Below are 14,644 nucleotides of genomic sequence, written 5' to 3' on the forward strand. Positions count from 1 at the left end.
TCCGACTTGGGCCAAACCCGCATTGGTTGTGGTTCGGCAGGCGTCGTTGCCCTATATCCAAAGGTTTCCGTAAAGGCCAAAGGGCTGGGGAAGGGGCAAGGGAATGGGGCCAAGGGGAAAGGCCCTACCCGAAAAGGCCAAAAGGCTCTCCCGACCGGCCCGCCGTCTGGGGTTCGCCATGCTCTCGCTGTTCCAACGCAAACGGGTGCCACCTGCCGCCAGTGCGCCACCGCCCAAACCTCCCGCCGAGCCCGGCAAAGGGCTGATGCGGCCGGAGCCGGCCGCATCGCTGCTGGCGACGCCGCGCCGGCAGAAGCTGCTGGAACACATCTGGCAGCGCACCTCGCTGTCGCGCCGGCAGTTCGCCACGCTGTACCTCGCCCCGCTGGAACGCTACGCCGAGCTGGTCCAGCAATTCCCCGCGTCGGAGGCCCATCACCACGCCTATCCGGGCGGCATGCTGGACCACGGCCTGGAGATCGTCGCCTACGCGCTCAAGCTGCGGCAGTCGCATCTGCTGCCCGCCGGCGCCACGCCGGAGGCGCAAGCCGCCCAGGCCGAGGCCTGGACCGCAGGCACCGCCTATGCTGCGCTGCTGCACGACATCGGCAAGATCGCGGTCGACCTGCACGTCGAGTACGCGGACGGCACGGTCTGGCATCCCTGGCACGGCCCGCTGCGGCGGCCGTACCGCTTCCGCTACCGCAGGGAGCGCGAATACCGGCTGCACAGCGCCGCCACCGGGCTGCTCTACGCCCGGCTGCTCGATCCGGGCATCTTCGACTGGCTCGCCGACTACCCCGACCTGTGGGCCGCGCTGCTGTACGTCCTGGCCGGCCAGTACGAGCACGCCGGCATGCTCGGCGAACTGGTCGTGCAGGCGGACCAGGCATCCGTCGCCCAGGAACTCGGCGGCGATCCGAGCAAGGCCCTGGCAGCGCCCCGGCACGCACTGCAGCGCAAGCTGCTCGATGGCCTGCGCTACCTCCTGAAGGAAGAATTCAAGCTGAACCAGCCCCAGGCCTCGGATGGCTGGCTGACCCAGGACGCGCTCTGGCTGGTGAGCAAGACCGTCTCGGACAAGCTGCGCGCGCATCTGCTGTCGCAGGGCATCGACGGCATCCCGGCCAGCAACACGGCGGTGTTCAACGTGCTGCAGGATCACGGCATCGCCTTGGCCACACCGGACGGCAAGGCGATCTGGAAGGCCACCGTCACCAGCGATGCCGGCTGGTCGCACAGCTTCACCTTCCTGAAACTGTCTCCGGCCATGGTCTGGGATGCGGCCGACCGGCCGGCGCCGTTCGCGGGTCGCGTGCAGGCCGACGAGGAACAAGGGGCGCCGACACCGCAGGCACCGGCATCCGAAGCGCCAGGCTTGGAAAGCGCCGATACGGCGCCACCAAGCATCGCGCCGACCGTCCCTATGCCCAGCGACAACGGCGTGGCTGCGCTGCTCGATCTGCTGAGTGACACGGCCCCACCCGTAGCGCCGGAGGCCCCGAGCGAACCCGAGCCTGCCTCGCCACCGGCGCCTACGGTGCTGCCGCAGATAAGCCTCGCGCCATTTCAGGATCGGCCGGAGCCATCCGGCGAGCATTTCATGGCCTGGCTGCGTCAGGGCATCCAGACGCACAAGCTCATCATCAACGACGCCAAAGCCTTGGTGCACAGCGTCGCCGGAACGGCCTACCTGGTGAGCCCCGGCGTCTTCCAGCGCTATGCGCAGGAACATCTGCAAATCGCCGCACTGGCGAAACCGGAGAACCTGGAGGGATGGCAGTGGGTGCAGAAGCGTTTCGAGAAGCTAGGCCTGCACCGCAAGCAAGCCAGCGGGCTGAATATCTGGACCTGCGAAGTCACGGGGCCGCGCAAATCCAGGCGACTGCACGGCTACCTGCTGAGCGCTCCCGAAGCGCTGTTCCAGGAAATGCCTCCGGACAATCCATACCTGCGCCTCCTCACCGAGGCCGTAAAGCGCGAAAATTCAGCCGCCGGTAATAAGAACGACAACGAACAGGGGTAGACAAGGAGCCACGGCGCGGGCCGGCTTCAGTCCGCTGATTTAGGCGGAGCCGTCTCTGCCAGCTTGGCTTCAGTCAGCGCCATCAAGTGGGCAGAACTGCATTTCAGCGCACGGGCGATTTTGAGAATGAGGGGGAGCGTGGGGACATGCTCGCCACGCTCGATCTTTCCCATGTGCGAACGCTCGATTCCTGACAGATGAGCCAGCGTTTCCTGGGCGATGCCTTGACTGGTTCTTTCTTCGCGCACGGAGGCCCCAAACGCGATGGCTGGTTCCGCTTCGTAGGTTGTTGTCCCGGTGGGCCGGCCTCTTTGAATCGAACGCTTTTGCATTGCCAAAAGCGTCGAGGATTGACACGATATAAACCACGTTAAACTTAACTCAATAGAAGCGACTTCATCGGTCGCCGCGAGTTCACTGCCTGGAGGAACTGGACGTGAAATCGAGCGATGCCTCCACTGAAATCCGGGTGGCTGTGCTCGGCGAGTGGGTGCCTTCACCGCTTGCCGACTTGCTGGCGTTGCAGCGCGCCGAAGAGCCAGAGACCGCCACCGCCTTGATCGGATGCAGTTCCACAGCGCAGGCGCAGGAACTGCCGCACGATAACTTTGACTTGGCCCTGTCCACAGCCGCCTGGGAGTGGCCAGGCTGGGTGTGCGAGCCGTTGTGGCATGACACGCTGGCAGTCGCCGTCGCCAAGCGCTCGCACCTGCTGTCCTACCGTGAAGTGCCTCGCCAAGAGCTGCTCAAGCAGCCGTTGATCTGCGCGCAGTCAACGGCCGACGAGCCGTGGCGCGCGGTGGCGCATGGCCTGGTCGAGGATGCACCGCAGGGCCATGAGCAGACCGTCAGCACCTTCGACATGGCGATGACGCTCGTCTCCGCGGGCTACGGCATTGCCGTCGCACCCGCCGCGAGACTGACCTGCTACCTGCGTCGCGGCATCGCCGCGCGGCCATTGGCTGGCGCACCCATCATCGTGATGGCCTACCTGCTTCGCCCGTCCTCGTCCTTGACCGAGCCCCAGGAAAGATTCGCCCGCCGCGCGCGCTCCGTGTCCTGAGACAGGGGCGCGCACTGCTGGGCGCTGGCGCGCTACGCAAACGCCACCTGCTGCGGGGACCACTCGCTTTCCTTCACCGTCGTGCTCACCGCCATGATGATCTTGTCGAGATTTGTGGCACTGACGCTTTCCAGAGCCGAGCCGCCGCGCAGCTTCGCGCGCGGCTGCAGGAGCGCGTTGTAGATCTGCCAAGGGTCGGCGCCCCTGGTCAGCTTGAGGACCGCCTGGATCAGCGCGTGCTTGACCGGATCGAGATGCCAATCCGGCACGCGCTGACCACGGTTGCCCAGGTTCAGCGCCAGCAGGTTGCCGGCCTTGATCTCGTAGCTGATCCACCGGCGGGACTTGCCCGCCATCTTCGCGTACTCGGCGACTGGCAGGTTGTGTGGTGCCTCGAAGACATCGACCAGTTCCATCCGCTGGCGCTGTATGTCGGACAGCGGTTCCTCCATGACGGAACGCGGCAACGGCACTGCGGGCAGCCGATGCGTCTCGGCTGACACCAGTGGCATCGCGTCTCCCGGCCTGGTCACGATCAGGAGCGGCGCCGACGCGGCCGCTGGTTTGGGTGGCGCACTCGCGGCTTCCTCATCCGAGAGGACGGGCACGCCCTCCAAATGAATGGTGAGCGGCATGCTCGCTGCCTCGACCATGTTCTGCTCGAAGAGATCGAGCCGGTCGGCCCAATCCTGCATCATCCGCCGCCGCTGCTCGACGTACTCGGCGTGGTTGTAGGTGGCACTGACCTTGTTGGGATCGACGTGCGAGAGTTGCGCGTCCACCCACACCTTCGGGTAGCCGATCTCGTTGAGCGCGGTGGACATCGTGCCCCGGATGCCGTGCCCGGTCAGCAGGTCGCGATAGCCCATGCGCTTGAGCGCGCCGTTGAGCGTGTTCTCGCTCATGCGCTTCTTCAACTCGCTGTCGTGGCGGAACAGATAGTGCTGGGCCGGTTTGAGCTGTTCGAGCAGGTGCCGGACGATCTCGATGGCCTGCACCGACAGCGGCACGATGTAGGGTGGAATGTCCTTGGGCAACTGGCGCTTCCTGCGCATGTCCACCTGGAGCTGCTTCACGACCTCGGGCGGGATGATCCAGAGGCCCCGATCGAGGTCGAACTGATCCGGCGTCGCCAGGCGCAGCTCGCCCGTGCGCACGCCGGTGAATAGCAGCAGCCGCAGACCGAGCTGGGTCTGCAGCCGGCCACGATACTTGCGCAGGCGCTGCAACAGCTTCGGCAACTCGGCCATGCGCAGGAACGGGTTGTGGTTCACCGGGGGCAGCGGCAGCGCCACCACGTCGAGGTCGGAAGCCGGGTTCTGCTCCAGGCCCGGCACGACCACCAGCGCGTAGCGGAACATCTGGTTGAACCACGTCCTGACTTTCTCGGCGACGGAGAGCGCCTTGCGCCGCTCGATCCTGGCGATCACTTCCAGCAGGTCAGGGCGTTTGATGTCGTAGATCGAGCGCTTGCCCAGCAAGGGCAGCACATCCTTGGCGAAGACGCGAGGGAGGATCGAGAGGGTGGTCTGCCGGCCCTTCTTGAGGCCGCGTTCGCGGTGGGCAAGCCACTTCTTGTAGATCGCCTCGAAGGTGTTTTCACCGGCGAGTTTGACCGCGGCGCGCTTTTGCTTGCGGTGAAGGCGCGGGTTGATGTCCTTGGCCACCAAGGCGCGCGCCTCGTCACGCAGGGCGCGTGCCTCACGAAGGGACACCTCGGGATAGGTGCCCAGCGACATGCGCTTGGGCTCCTTCATCCAGTAGTAACGGAAGTGCCAGCTCTTGCTGCCCGTGGCCGTCACGGCCAGGGAGAGACCATCGATGTCTGGAAGTGTGTAGGCCTTGCCGGTGGCTTTGGCTTGGCGGACCACCAAGTCTGAGAGTGCCATGCTCTAGCTCCTGAACATGAGTCAGGAACCAGATGCTTAACCCATCGACCTCAGCGCCCTAGCAACAATCCGGAAGCCGTCGTGCCCGCAAAAATGGACACAAAAATGGACATAAACGTCGTGGCTTCAGGTGGATTTCCGTGGAGCCCACTGGAACATCGAGGTGTCGAAAACTCAACCAGAATCAACGACTTACGATGCCTCTTGGACTTCCTCAGAATTCCCTGGAACGATGCAGTGGAGCGGGTGAAGGGAATCGAACCCTCGTGTTCAGCTTGGGAAGCTGCTGCTCTACCATTGAGCTACACCCGCGACGCGACCTAGATCGCAGTCCCGCCCGGCGCTGTCAAGAGGTGGCGCGCCGTCCTCACGGGCGGAAGTGCTTGGAGAGCTTCAGCCCCTGCGCCTGGTAGTTGGAGCCCATGCCCTGGCCATAAAGCGTGGCAGGCACTTCCACCATCTGCTCGTAGACGAGGCGGCCGATGGTCTGGCCGTGGTCGAGGATGAAGGGCACGTCGTGGCTCCTGACCTCCAGCACGGCGCGCGCGCCCTTGCCGCCCGCCGGCGCGTGCCCGAAGCCGGGGTCGAAGAAGCCGGCGTAATGGACGCGGAACTCGCCGACCAGGGGATCGATCGCCACCATCTCGGCCGCCGTCTCCGGCGGCACCTGCACCGCCTCGCGCGACACCAGGATGTAGAATTCGTCCGGGTCGAGGATCAGCGACGGCCGGCCGCGCGCCTTGATCGGCTCCCAGAAGTCGTCGACCTCCTGCGCCGCCTTGGCGTCGACGTCGAGCACGCTGGTGTGGCGGCGCGCCCGATAGCCGATCAGCGCGCCCTCGCCCGCCCCGGCCAGATCGATGGACAGCGTCAGGCCGTGCTCGAAACGCGGCTCCAGGTCGACCAGCGGATAGCGGGCGTGGAGCGACGCCAGCGCCGCGTCGTCGAGGCGGGCGTCGCCACGGCGGAAGCGGACCTGGCTGAGCCGCGAGCCGGCCCGCACCTTGATCGGGAAGGTCCGGGGCGACACCTCGACCCACAGCCGGCCGTGGTAACCGGCGGCGATCTGGTCGAAGGCGACGCCGTGGTCGGTGATGAGGCGGGTAAAGACGTCGATCCGGCCGGTCGAGCTCTTGGGATTGGCGGAGGCGGAGACATCGTCCGGCAGGGCAAGAGATTCGAGCACCGGCACCAGGTAGACGCCGCCCGTCTCGAGCACGGCGCCGGCGGTGAGGTCGAGGTCGTGCAGCGTCAGATAGCCGAGCTTGTCCTCGACGGTGGCGCCGCCGCCCGGCAGGAAGCTCGCCCGCAGGCGATGGGCGACCGTGCCCAGGCGGAGGTCGAGGCTGGCCGGCTGAATCTGGTCGGCGTCGAGCGGCCGCGCCGCCAGGATGGCGCCGGTGTCGAACAGTTCAAGGATGCGGTGGGCGGGAAGAATGCCGGCAGTCTCGGTCATGGGCGTGCAAAGCGTCCGGATGGCAAGGTAAGAGGCCGAGGCTGGAAAGGCGCCGGCCGGACTTTCCGAAGCTCTAGCCTGTTTTGCGGCGCATGGGAACAACAATGGCCGGCCTCAGAGTCCGGCCGCCTCGAGAGCGGCCGGCTCGCCGTCCGCCCGCTCGCTACGCATCGTCTTGCGATAGAAACGGACCGTTCCCTTGCCGCCCTGCTTGGCGGCATAAAGGGCCGCGTCGGCCTTGTGCAGCAGGGCAGCGACATCGAGGCCATGTTCCGGCGCCATGGCGACGCCGATGCTGACGCCGACGGCGAGCAGATGGCCGTTGTGGTGGTAAGGGCTGGTCAAGGCGGCCAGCACCGCCTCGGCGCGCGCTTCCGCCACGCGCCGGTCGTCGGTCGAGATGACCATGACGAACTCGTCGCCACCGAGCCGGGCCACCGTGTCCTCGGTTCGGCAGAACTCGCGGAGCCGGCGGGCGACGCCCACCAGCACGGCATCGCCCGCCGCGTGGCCGGCGCTATCGTTGACGTCCTTGAAGCCGTCGAGGTCGAGGTAGAACACCGCCGCCCTGGCGTCGTCGCCGCGCAGCGGATCGAGCTGGCGCTGCATGCGGTCGAGCAGCAGCAGCCGGTTCGGCAGGCCGGTCAGCGGGTCGTGCAGCGCCTTTTCCTCGCTGACGCTGATGATCCGGGCGGCACGCCGCGCAAAGGTCAGCACCACGATCGTCAACACCAGATAGGCGGCGAAGGCCAACACGAGCCCCGGCCCCAGGGCCTTGATGAGCTGGTCGCCGGGCAGGATGGGGTCCCAGACCAGCGAATCGGTCATCGAGCCGTCCTGGCTCATCAGCCGCAGGCGACCGGCCCCTTCGGTCGCCTGTCCGGATGCCGGCTCGTAGTCGAGGTTCGGCAGCATGAAGGTCTCTGCGATATACTGGAGGCTGGCGCGATCGATGCGGCGGCCGATCGCCAGGATGTAGCCGCCATCGGCCGGCCTCTCCGCGTCGGCAACGGCGTGGACGCCGGTGATCGCGAACAGCACCGGGGCGCCGTCGACCGCGATGAGCTGGGTCACCGTGTCGGCAAGGCGGCCGGCCCGCCAGCGGGCGATCATCTGGCTGAAGGTCGGCGGCAGCACGCCGCGCGCCTCCGCCGGCGCGACCCGGCCGTCGATGCGCGACAACAGCGTGCGGTCGTCGGGGCCGAGGACGAAGAAGAAATTGTCGGATTCGTCGGTCGCCAGGTGGCTGACGAGCCATTCGGCATCGAAGGCGCCGATGACGTGCGCCGCCGTCTCGTCGCGACCGGCCATGCCGGCGGCCATGCCGGCGAGTTCGTCGGCGAAATGGCCAAGGGCATTCTTGGCGGTGCGCTGCTGGAACTCGATCGACAGGTGGTTCTGCTTGGACGACAGCATCAGCGCGCCGGCGATGGCGCCGGCCAGCAAAAGGGCGATCAGGCCGAACATCGGCATGATCACCCGCAGGAAGAATCGGCGATCAAGGCTGGTCGTCGGGTTCATCGGCTCTCCGGAGACGCGGTCGCATGCCCAATATCTTGAGCCCCAACAACCAAAAATCAGTAGAGGCGCGGGATTTATTCTGGTGTGGCAAACACAACCTTTCAAGGATGAGCACTTCCACCGCCGCTGAATGCAACGTGCTGCTGAAGCATCGCCGATTGCGCGGCGGACGGGATCGGCTGCCGGCTTGACCTTTGCCCGCGCTTCCCCTAGACCTCGAATGATCGTGGTTCTTTGAGCCGACCGGCTTGCCGCCACGTTAAACAAGGCTGCTAAAAGGTCGGGACGGACATGTCGATTATTGACGCCCGGCTCGCCCTTGCGCAGCCGGGTTCGCTTTTATCCGGACCTCGACAATGAAGGACGAAGACATGACCAAGGTCGACTGGCATCCCGACACCGCCCTCGTGCACGGCGGCAGCCTGCGCTCGCAATGGGGCGAGACGTCCGAGTCGATGTTCGTGACGCAGGGCTTCGTCTACGACAGCGCCGAGCAGGCGGAGGCGCGCTTCCTCAACCTCGATCCGGGTTTCCAGTACAGCCGCTTCTCCAACCCGACGGTCGCCATGTTCGAGGAGCGCATGGCGCTGCTCGAAGGCGCGCCGGTGGCGCGGGCGACCGCAACCGGCATGGCGGCGGTGACGGCGGCCATCCTCAGCCAGGCGTCGGCCGGCGACCATATCGTGGCGGCGCGGGCGCTGTTCGGCTCCTGCCGCTACATCGTCGAGGACCTGGCGCCGCGCTTCGGCATCTCGTGTACGCTGGTCGACGGCCGCGACCTCGACCAGTGGCGGGCGGCCGTGCGACCGAACACCCGCGTCTTCTTTTTCGAAAGTCCGACCAACCCGACGCTGGAGGTGGTGGACATCGCCGCCGTGGCCGAGATCGCCCATGCGACCGGCGCACGCCTGGTGGTCGACAACGTGTTCGCCACCGCCCTCTACCAGAAGCCGCTGGAACTCGGGGCCGACGTGGTCGCCTATTCGGCCACCAAGCATATCGACGGCCAGGGCCGCTGCCTCGGCGGCGTCGTGCTATGCGACGAGGAGTTCCTGGAGACATACCTGCAGGTGTTCCTGCGCCAGACCGGCCCGACCATGAGCCCGTTCAATGCCTGGGTGATGCTGAAGGCGCTCGAAACCTTCTCGCTGCGCGTCAGCCGGCAGACCGAAAGCGCGGCGAAGATCGCCGCCTTCCTGGAAGGCCACCCCAAGGTCGAGCAAGTGATCTATCCCGGATCGAAGAGCCATCCGCAGGCCGATATCTGCGCCAGGCAGATGACCGGCGGCTCGACGATGATCGCCGTCGAGGTGAAGGGCGGCCGCGACGGCGCCTTCGCCGCCGTCAACAAGCTCGGCATCATCAAGATCTCCAACAATCTCGGCGACGCCAAGAGCCTCGTCACCCATCCCTCGACGACGACGCATCAGCGCTTCACCGAGGAGGTGCGGCAGGAACTCGGCATCCGCCAGGGCCTGTTGCGCCTCTCCGTCGGCCTGGAACACGCCGACGACCTGATCGCCGACCTCGAGCAGGCGCTCGGCTGACCGCGGGATAATAACGCCTCCGAAACGAATTCGGTGTAGAAAGGGCGCATGCCGATCGACATGCGCCCCGCTCAGGCTCTCAGACTCTGGCACGACGTTTCGCTCGCCACCGTGCGCGAGAACGGCGCCGACCTGTCGCCGCGCCAGATCACCGTGCTGCTCACCGTCTACCTGGAACCGCCGCCGCACACGGTGCGCGGCCTCGCCGAAAAGCTCGGCGTCACCAAGCCGGCGATCACCCGCGCCCTCGATACCATGGGCGAGTTGAAGCTGCTCGGCCGCAAGCGCGACGAGGCGGACCGGCGCAACGTCATCGTCCACCGCACGGTGGAGGGGGCGCTGTTCCTCGAGCGCCTCGCCGATACCATCGTGGACAAAGCCAGGGAGCTGCCGCGTTGACCACCGATCGCCGCACCACGTTCGCCCGCCAGGATCTCGCCGACGCCGCGCTCGCCGGCCGGGTGGCGTCCGGGAGATACGTCGAGCCGCGGCCGGCCCGGATCGTGGCGCCGCTCGCCGGCCTCAGGCGCGAACCGCGCTTCGATTGTCCGCTCGACAGCGAGGCGCTGCATGGCGAGGCTATCCGGGTGCTCGACGTCGACGGCGAGGGCTGGGCCTTCGCGGAGATCGGCCGCGACGGCTATGTCGGCTACCTGCCGGCCGAGGCGCTGTCCTTTTCGGCGCCGGAGCCGACGCATGCCGTGACGGCGCTGCGCTCCTTCGCCTTTTCGGGCTCCGACCTCAAGCTGCCCGTCGCCTATCCGCTGGTGCAAGGGGCGCTCGTCGCCGTCACCGGCGAGGTGGAACGGCGCGGCCTCGTCTACGCCTTGCTATCGGACGGCACGGCGACGGTGATGAAGCACCTCGCGCCGGTCGGCGCGCCGCCGGCCAGCGATTTCGTCGCCGTTGCCGCCGCCTATGTCGGCACGCCCTATCTCTGGGGCGGCGCCTCCAGCCTCGGCATCGATTGCTCCGGCCTCGTCCAGCGGGCGCTCGCCGAAACCGGCGTCGCCGCGCCGCGCGACACCGACCAGCAGGAAACGGCGGTCGGCGAGCCGGTCGACTGGAACGGCGATCCCGACACGCTCCGGCGCGGCGACCTCGTGTTCTGGAAGGGCCACGTCGGCATCGTCGCCGGGCCGGGCCAGCTCCTGCACGCCAACGGCTTCCACATGGCCACGGTGATCGAGCCGCTTGGCGCCGCCATCGCCCGCATCGCCTCGGGCGGCGTGCCGGTGACGAGCGTCCGTCGCCTTGCCGGCTACCCGGCGAAGGGCTGACGGGGAGCCTGGGGAAGACGGGGCCGGCGGCCGAGGCTTTCACCGGCTCCGAAGTTCGGCTAGCCTCGAAGAAACCAGGCCGAGCCGCCGCCAGAGTGCACCGAAGATGCGCCTATCGAAAATCCTGATTGCAACGATCCTGGCCGCCTGCGTCCTCGGTCCGGGATCCTCGCCCGGCGCGCGCGCCGCGCAAGCCGACTATCCGCAGATCGTTCCTCTCGCCACCGGCCCCGCCACCGCGGCCAATCCGCCCTCCATCCGCTTCGTCACGTCCGACGACTTTCCGCCGTTCAACTTCGTCGACGGCTCGGGCCTCATCACCGGCTTCAACGTCGAGGTCGCCCGGGCGATCTGCACCCATCTCTCCATCCCCTGCACCGTGCAGGTGCGGCCATTCCCCCTGTTGCTCGGGACGATACGCGACAACAAGGCCGACGCCATTGCCGCCGGCGTCGCCGATACGCCGGCGCTGCGCCGCCACCTTGCCTATTCGGTGCCCTATTTCCGCGAGCCGGCCCGCTTCGTCCGCCGCTGGCCGGCGCTGGTGGAGCCGTCGCCACGCACGCTTGCCGGCAAGGCGGTCGGCGTCATCTCCGGCAGCCGTTACGCCGATTTCATCCGGGACTATTTCCCGGCCGCCACCCCGCGCACCGCGGCCACCGAGGCGGACCTGTTCGCGCTGCTCAAGGACGGCGAGGTCGACGCCGTGTTCACGGGCGCCGTCGGCGCCGCCTTCTGGCTGGCCGGACCGGCCGCCCACGGCTGCTGCGCCTTCTCCGGCGGCGCCTATATCGAGCCGGCCTATTTCGGCGACGGCATGAAAATCGCCGTCGCCGCCGACAACACGGCGCTCAAGGGCAGCATCGACGGCGCGTTGCGCGCGCTCGACGCCGACGGCACGCTCGCCGATCTCGCCTTGCGCTTCTTCCCCGAAAGCCTTTACTGACGCCGAGCACCAAATCGGGATGCGCCCGCCATGTTCACCGCCGTCAGCCACGAGATCGTCGTCAACGTCGAGCCCAGTTATCTCCCCGGCGAGTCCGACCCCGACGAGCACCGCTACGTCTGGTCCTACCGAGTGGTCATCGCCAACCATGGCTTGCGCGCCGTGCAGCTCATGACGCGCTCCTGGGAGATCACCGACGCCAACGGCTTCCAGCGCACCGTCACCGGCCCCGGCGTGGTCGGCCAGCAGCCGATCATCGAGCCGGGCGAGGCCTTCGAGTATACGAGCGGCTGCCCGCTGTCGACGCCGAGCGGCATCATGTCCGGCAGCTACCGCATGGTCGACGATCGCGGCACGGCGCTCGACGTCGCCATCCCCGCCTTCTCGCTCGACAGCCCGACGGCGGTGCGCACGTTGAATTAGTTCTGCCTCAGGCGCCGGCGGGCCTCCGGCCCTTGGCTTCCGCTCCGCTTTGCGTCTTTCGGGGCTTCGCTACGAAAGACTCGCTTCGCGCGGCGCCGCTTGGCGCCGGAAGTCGCTGGCGCAACTTCGGTTTGGCCTCAGGCGCCGGCGGGCGTCCCGCCCTTGGCTTTCGCGCTTCGCGCGCGGCGCCGCTTGGCGCCGGAAGTCGCTGGGGCGGCTTCTGTTCCTTGGCCGATTGATCGCTCGCAATGGCTGGACAAGGCCGGCCGCCGCGCCTATCTGTCGGCAACCTCCCCACCGCAAGCCGGAGCGTTGCCATGTCCGACCGTTTCCAGCGCCTGTTCGGCGACAGCCCGGCGCGTCTTCTCCTGCGGCTCGTCATCCTCTCGCTGGTGGTCGGCGTCGTGCTCGCCGCGCTCGGCGTCGAGCCCTACGACATCGTCGCCTCGGCGCTGCGCTTCGTCGATCGCATCTGGTCGATGGGCTTCGACGCCCTCGACCGCGTCTGGCGCTATTTCCTGCTGGGCGCCGTGGTGGTGGTGCCGGTCTGGCTGGTGCTGCGGCTTCTCAACGTCGGCCGCAACCGCTCCTGACCGGCGCCTTCAAGCATGCGGCCGGCGCCTGGAGCTGGCACGCGGAAAGCAAATCGCAAGATGATCCTACCTCCCGATCCTTCTTCCGGCTTCGACTGGTCGAGCCACAACACCTACTCGGTCAACCCGCTTCACCGCCATTCCGAACAGCGCGCCGACGGGGCGCTGGTGCAGCGCCACCTCGCCGACCCGCGCCGCCGGCTGATGATGCTGTTCGGCGATCGCGTGCTGGTAAAGTCCGGCCGCCTCGACTTCGAGGGCAGCGCAGCCAATGCGCTGTTCCAGGAGACGGAGACGCAGATCTTCCTCGGCCTCGATCTCGAGGGCCGGCCCTGGTTTGCCGGCGAATTCAAGAACGAGCCGGAGCTGGAGCCCGGCGAGACCCTCGTCGATCTTCGCAGCCTCGCCCGCGACGCGCTGGTCGGCGCCGATGGCTATGGCCCGGTGGCGCAGGCGCGCGCCACGCTGTTCTGGCACCAGCGCCACCGCTTCTGCGGCGTCTGCGGCGCGCCGACGGTGAGCATCGCCGCCGGATACCAGCGCAACTGCACCGGCTGCGGCACCCAGCATTTCCCGCGGACCGACCCGGTGGTGATCATGCTGATCCAGGACGGCGAGGACCGGGTGCTGCTCGGCCGCACGCCGCGCTTCGAGGCGGGCATGTACACCTGCCTCGCCGGCTTCATGGAGCCGGGCGAGACGGTGGAGGACGCCGTCCGCCGCGAGGTGAAGGAAGAATCGGGCATCGACGTCGGCGCCGTGCGCTATCACGCCAGCCAGCCCTGGCCGTTCCCGGCCAACCTGATGCTCGGCTGCTACGGCGAGGCCATCTCCACCGATATCAAGGTCGACAAGGCCGAGATGGACGACTGCGCCTGGTTCAGCCGCGACGACGTGAAGGCGATGCTGCAGACCACCGAGGTCGGCAAGCTGCACTGCCCGCCGAAGCTGGCGGTCGCCCGCCACCTCATCGAGGTGTGGGCCGCGCTGAAGTGAGGATTACTCCCCGGGCCGGAGCCCCAAGTGGGCGGCCGGCTCGCGGATTTTCTCGCGGAACGGGCTGGCCGGGTAGCTGCCGAACACCTTGACCTCGCGGCTGAAGAACTCGAGCTCTTCCATGGCGAATTTCACCGCCGGATCGTCGGGATGGCCCTCGACGTCGGCGTAGAACTGCGTCGCGAAGAACTGCCCCTCGAGCTGATAGCTTTCGAGCTTGGTCATGTTGATGCCGTTGGTGGCGAAGCCGCCCAGCGCCTTGTAGAGCGCCGCCGGAATGTTGCGGACGCGGAAGATGAAGGTGGTGACCGTCGGCGTGCCGTGCGGCGGCGCGTCGGTCGGCCGCGGCGACAGGATGATGAAGCGCGTCGTGTTGTGGAGCGTGTCCTCGCAATCGGCCTTCAATACGTCGAGGCCGTAGATCTCGGCGGCCAGCGAGGAGGCGATGGCGGCGCGCGTCGGGTCGCCGGCCTCGGCGATCTCGCGGGCCGAGCCGGCGGTGTCGGCGCCGACCACCGGCCGGATGCCGAGGGTGCGCAACGTTTGCCGGCACTGGCCGAGCGCCTGGATATGGCTTTGCGCCGTCTTGACGTCTTCGATCCGCGCCCCCTGCACGCCGAGGAGCTGATGATGCACCGGCAGGAAATGCTCGCCGATGATGTGCACGTTGGCCTGCGGCAAGATATGATGGATGTCGGCGACGCGGCCGGCCGTCGAGTTCTCGATCGGGATCATGCCGAGGTCGCCGGCGCCGGAGGCGAGCGCCGCGAAGCAGTCCTCGAAGGTCGGGCAGGCGACGGCCTCGCAATCGGGATAGACTTCGAGGGCAGCGAGATGGGAATTGGCGCCCGGCTCGCCCTGGAACACGACTTTCAGCTTGTCCGACATCGTTCTCTTCCGCTCT

At 67.4% G+C, this 14,644-nt stretch carries 14 protein-coding genes, 1 tRNA gene and 1 riboswitch; of the genes, 9 read left to right on the forward strand and 6 right to left on the reverse strand.

Annotated features, from left to right (window positions below; genetic code table 11):
• Nucleotides 1-178 precede the first annotated feature (178 nt).
• A complete protein-coding gene (mobH, locus tag CJ014_RS07655; protein ID WP_016451652.1) occupies nt 179-2,026 on the forward strand; it encodes a MobH family relaxase in 1,848 nt (615 codons plus the stop codon).
• Between the two features lie 26 nt (nt 2,027-2,052).
• Here mobH and CJ014_RS07660 read toward each other — a convergent pair whose 3' ends face one another.
• Nucleotides 2,053-2,358 (reverse strand): helix-turn-helix domain-containing protein, encoded by a 306-nt coding sequence (locus CJ014_RS07660; RefSeq protein WP_003454714.1) that lies wholly within the window; start codon nt 2,356-2,358, stop codon nt 2,053-2,055.
• Between the two features lie 104 nt (nt 2,359-2,462).
• Here CJ014_RS07660 and CJ014_RS07665 point away from each other — a divergent pair, with 104 nt between their 5' ends.
• The gene (locus tag CJ014_RS07665) at nt 2,463-3,089 is read left to right on the forward strand and encodes a LysR substrate-binding domain-containing protein (RefSeq protein WP_003454711.1); all 627 of its coding nucleotides are present in this window, start codon (nt 2,463-2,465) and stop codon (nt 3,087-3,089) included.
• Between the two features lie 32 nt (nt 3,090-3,121).
• On the opposite strand, the gene CJ014_RS07670 is transcribed toward CJ014_RS07665, so the two are convergent.
• The 4 genes from CJ014_RS07670 to CJ014_RS07685 all read right to left on the reverse strand — a co-directional run bounded on the left by CJ014_RS07670 (nt 3,122) and on the right by CJ014_RS07685 (nt 7,955).
• Nucleotides 3,122-4,978, reverse strand: a complete 1,857-nt coding sequence (locus CJ014_RS07670) for a tyrosine-type recombinase/integrase (protein WP_004265627.1) — start codon at nt 4,976-4,978, stop codon at nt 3,122-3,124.
• A gap of 238 nt (nt 4,979-5,216) precedes the next feature.
• Nucleotides 5,217-5,290, reverse strand: a tRNA-Gly gene (locus CJ014_RS07675).
• Nucleotides 5,291-5,345: 55 nt separating this feature from the next.
• Nucleotides 5,346-6,434 (reverse strand): 2'-deoxycytidine 5'-triphosphate deaminase, encoded by a 1,089-nt coding sequence (locus tag CJ014_RS07680; RefSeq protein ID WP_100079890.1) that lies wholly within the window; start codon nt 6,432-6,434, stop codon nt 5,346-5,348.
• A 114-nt stretch (nt 6,435-6,548) separates the two neighbouring features.
• Nucleotides 6,549-7,955 carry a diguanylate cyclase domain-containing protein gene (locus CJ014_RS07685; protein WP_100079891.1) on the reverse strand — a complete coding sequence of 469 codons (1,407 nt, stop codon included), beginning with the start codon at nt 7,953-7,955 and terminating at the stop codon, nt 6,549-6,551.
• A 216-nt stretch (nt 7,956-8,171) separates the two neighbouring features.
• Nucleotides 8,172-8,251, forward strand: a riboswitch (SAM riboswitch).
• A gap of 75 nt (nt 8,252-8,326) precedes the next feature.
• On the opposite strand from CJ014_RS07685, the gene CJ014_RS07690 reads away from it, so the two are divergent.
• The 7 genes from CJ014_RS07690 to nudC all read left to right on the forward strand — a co-directional run bounded on the left by CJ014_RS07690 (nt 8,327) and on the right by nudC (nt 13,740).
• The gene (locus CJ014_RS07690) at nt 8,327-9,502 is read left to right on the forward strand and encodes an O-succinylhomoserine sulfhydrylase (protein ID WP_245427170.1); all 1,176 of its coding nucleotides are present in this window, start codon (nt 8,327-8,329) and stop codon (nt 9,500-9,502) included.
• Between the two features lie 48 nt (nt 9,503-9,550).
• Nucleotides 9,551-9,901: a MarR family transcriptional regulator gene (locus CJ014_RS07695; protein ID WP_100079893.1), complete on the forward strand. Its 351-nt coding sequence runs from the start codon at nt 9,551-9,553 to the stop codon at nt 9,899-9,901.
• Nucleotides 9,898-10,782: a C40 family peptidase gene (locus tag CJ014_RS07700; protein WP_100079894.1), complete on the forward strand. Its 885-nt coding sequence runs from the start codon at nt 9,898-9,900 to the stop codon at nt 10,780-10,782. The genes CJ014_RS07695 and CJ014_RS07700 overlap by 4 nt, the downstream gene beginning before the upstream one ends.
• A gap of 106 nt (nt 10,783-10,888) precedes the next feature.
• On the forward strand, nt 10,889-11,728 hold the full coding sequence (locus CJ014_RS07705; RefSeq protein WP_100079895.1) for a transporter substrate-binding domain-containing protein: 840 nt from the start codon (nt 10,889-10,891) through the stop codon (nt 11,726-11,728).
• Nucleotides 11,729-11,758: 30 nt separating this feature from the next.
• A complete protein-coding gene (gene apaG / locus CJ014_RS07710; RefSeq protein ID WP_100079896.1) occupies nt 11,759-12,151 on the forward strand; it encodes a Co2+/Mg2+ efflux protein ApaG in 393 nt (130 codons plus the stop codon).
• Between the two features lie 317 nt (nt 12,152-12,468).
• On the forward strand, nt 12,469-12,744 hold the full coding sequence (locus CJ014_RS07715) for a DUF6460 domain-containing protein (RefSeq protein ID WP_100079897.1): 276 nt from the start codon (nt 12,469-12,471) through the stop codon (nt 12,742-12,744).
• A gap of 60 nt (nt 12,745-12,804) precedes the next feature.
• Nucleotides 12,805-13,740 carry an NAD(+) diphosphatase gene (nudC, locus tag CJ014_RS07720; RefSeq protein ID WP_165790786.1) on the forward strand — a complete coding sequence of 312 codons (936 nt, stop codon included), beginning with the start codon at nt 12,805-12,807 and terminating at the stop codon, nt 13,738-13,740.
• 3 nt (nt 13,741-13,743) lie between these two features.
• Here nudC and CJ014_RS07725 read toward each other — a convergent pair whose 3' ends face one another.
• Nucleotides 13,744-14,628, reverse strand: coding sequence for a prephenate dehydratase (locus tag CJ014_RS07725; protein WP_100079899.1), 885 nt, complete (start codon nt 14,626-14,628; stop codon nt 13,744-13,746).
• Nucleotides 14,629-14,644 lie beyond the last annotated feature (16 nt).

The organism is Pleomorphomonas carboxyditropha (genome assembly GCF_002770725.1).
Lineage (GTDB): Bacteria > Pseudomonadota > Alphaproteobacteria > Rhizobiales > Pleomorphomonadaceae > Pleomorphomonas > Pleomorphomonas carboxyditropha.